The sequence below is a fragment of the Bacillota bacterium genome (genome assembly GCA_024655925.1).
Taxonomy (GTDB): domain Bacteria; phylum Bacillota; class DTU025; order DTU025; family JANLFS01; genus JANLFS01.
In genome coordinates, this window is sequence record JANLFS010000185.1 from 1 (window position 1) to 2845 (window position 2845).

At 63.8% G+C, this 2845-nt stretch carries 3 protein-coding genes; all 3 read right to left on the bottom strand.

Annotation, left to right across the window (positions count from 1 at the left end; all coding sequences use genetic code 11):
• Window positions 1–365: 365 nt before the first annotated feature.
• Window positions 366–947, bottom strand: coding sequence for a hypothetical protein (locus NUW23_15780; GenBank protein MCR4427616.1), 582 nt, complete (start codon window positions 945–947; stop codon window positions 366–368).
• Between the two features lie 649 nt (window positions 948–1596).
• A complete protein-coding gene (locus tag NUW23_15785; GenBank protein MCR4427617.1) occupies window positions 1597–2256 on the bottom strand; it encodes a Crp/Fnr family transcriptional regulator in 660 nt (219 codons plus the stop codon).
• 64 nt (window positions 2257–2320) lie between these two features.
• Window positions 2321–2845, bottom strand: a 525-nt coding sequence (locus tag NUW23_15790; GenBank protein ID MCR4427618.1) for a Crp/Fnr family transcriptional regulator, incomplete at its 5' end; no start/stop codon positions are given.

A 2845-nucleotide genomic window follows, 5' to 3' on the forward strand; every position in this document is an offset into this window, starting at 1 on the left:
CCACCGGATCTCCTTCATCAGACCCTCCTTCGCGCTTGGCAGAAAACGGCGCGGATTATAGCCCGGGCGCAGTTCCGACCGCAACCGATATCGGCTAGGCGGCAACCGTCCTGTGGGCCCACGACCGACCGGGAAGCAGCCCGGTGCGAAGGAAGAGAGGCGGCCGTCTCAAGTGGCACGCACCTCTCCCATGGTATGGACTCAGGCGAACCGACTTCAGAGGAATTCCGCGATTCACGCCAGGGATCGTTCGCCCCGTCAGTCGAGGCCGCGCGGGACGAGCAGCACCGTGACGCTGGAGGAACTGGGGAAGCATGTGCCCAGTCAGGGTGGAACTGGTCAGAGCTCGATCACGGCGCCCCGGATCAGTGCCCGGAGAGAGCTTCACGCAGTGCACGAACCAGGTCCTCAGCGCTTCCTTCGCATCGGACCAACGGGTACCAGAACCTGTGGCAGACCTCAGGCCCGAGGGCGAAGTGCACGCTGGGGACCGTGAAGGCCGCGACCTCTGCAAACGGGATGAGCTCAGGCCTGTGTTGAAGTTGCGTTGCGAGGTCGGAGGCCGTGGCAAGCCCATCGCGCATGGGCAGGAGGTGGGGGACGCGTTCCATCACGATTGAGCCCGCGTCATGGGAAAGGAGCCATGCGGCGACCGCGCTCGCGCGTTCCAGGTTTTCCTCCGTCGACGCGACATAGAATCCCACCAAGAATCCGACGGTGAGCATGGCGGGCGCGCGATCCTCGGGTACAGGCGGAAGGCCGGCCTGGAAAACCCAGCCCGAGTCCTGTTGCCCAAGCCGGAGGATGTCCAGTGGGCGGCCAAAGATCGAGGCCGTTTCGCCACGTGAAAGGAAATCTTGCGGAGTCCCCTCGACCACTGTCTTCGGCCGGTAGGCAAGGCCCCTGCACAAAAGATCGTTGAGAAAGGCAGCGACTTGAACCGCCACTTTCTCCTCTGAGGACAAAGTCCCGACCGAAACCGGACCGCCCTTTGCACACGGATGGACCTTGCGGATGACCGGCTCCCCCCCGCGCCCCGGCCAGGTAGAGGGCTTCGAACAGATGCCAACCGAGAACAGGATCGGTGTCCCTTGGAACGAGCAACGCCCATTGACCCGCAGCCTGAGCCCCCTTGACGATGGCCATGAACTCTTCGTAGGTGCGCGGAGGGGCCTCGAGCCCGCTCCCCCGCACGGTTGCCATGTTATATAGGGGCTCTGCGGCGACGTTCAGGACTTCCACCTCCTAGCCCCACTAGGGAGAAGCTAATCCATCCGATGGCGATCAGCGACAGCTATCGTACGCTTGATGGCACTCCTGGGGGCAGCAATACCAGCAGTACACAGGATCCCAAGGACGAGGACAATTCTCATCGCACTTCATCTAGCCGACAAGATCTTGTCGGCTTTCCGACAAACTCCTGTCGCCTAGGCAACGGATGGCGGCAAACGCCCCTTCTGGTCAGCCGCTCAAGGACCGCCCGACCATAAGGGACATCCGCCACCTTGGCCGTCAACGCCGACCAGGGGCCACGCCCTACCCCCTTCCGATGTCCTCGCCCAAGATGGCGAACTTCGGTCCGCCTCCGTCACGGCGTCACCGGACGAGCTGAGCCATCCTCTCTGGATCGAGGACAATGATCCGGCGGTGGGCGTAGGGGAGCAGCCCCTTCTCCCGCAACCAGATCAGTTCCAGGCTGACCGTCTGGCGGGTGCACCCTATCACGTCAGCGAAGTCCTGCGGGGAGAGAACAAGGTCAATCAACACCGTGCCGTCGCTCTGCTCCACCCCGTGTTCCGCCATCAACTCTAGGCGGAGGGAGGCAAGCCGTTCGCCCGCGGTCTTCGCGGCAAGGTCCACCATCCTCTTCCGATGACGGAGGAGTTCCTGGGATAGCTGTTGTATCACTTCCAAAGCGAGTCTGGGATGAAGATGGAGCAAATTGAAGAACGTGTCCCCAGGGATCATCCCCACCACCGCGTCCCCCACGGCCTGGGCCGAGACCGTATGCGCGTCGCGAACCGGTATCACGAGAAGTTCTCCTGCCCGACAGAACCTGAGGAGCACGTTCCTCCCACCGGACGCTTGGGTGAAAAGCTTCGCCCTGCCCCGGCAGAGGATGCACGAACCGGCTATCGGTGCGCCCTGGTGGAACAAGTACGCCCCATCGGGGAAGGAAAGGTGTCGGATCGCCCCGCCACCGCGGACACGGTTTGCTCGTCGACCTCGGAAAGGATGGCGGCCGGAGAGAAACACGCATGCTCCCGCTCTCCGGCCTGGGGCGTGGAGACGACCTCCCCTACTTACCGGAACTGCCCGGCTAGCACTGGCACTTGCCCTTGAGCCCCTCCACGTCCTTGATCACGATCTGGTAGCGACGCTTGTCGAGGATCCCTTCCCGCTCGAACCGGTTCAGGACCACGGTCGTGTTCTCCCGCGCCGAGCCGATCATCTCCGCGAGATCCCGGTGGGTGAGGCGAAACCCGATGAGGATCCCGGTTTTCGTCTTCACCCCGTACTCGTGGGACAGGCGCAACAGCTGTCGGGAGAGGCGGGCCTGGATGTCCCGGAACGCCAGGTCCTCCACGATTTCCTCGAGGTCCCGCACCCACAGCCCAAACAGCTGCAAGAGCCTGAGGAGGATCTCCGGGCGATGGCGGGCCCAGGACAGGAACGCGTCCCGGTCCACCCGGATGAGCTCGCTCTCCTCGATGGCCTCGGCGTGGTGGCGGCGGTGCTGCTCCCCGACCAGGGCCATCTCCCCGAACATCTCCCCCGCCCCCCGCAGGGCCAGGGTGATCCGCTTCCCTGACGGATCGAGGTAGGAGAGCTTGATCTTCCCCTC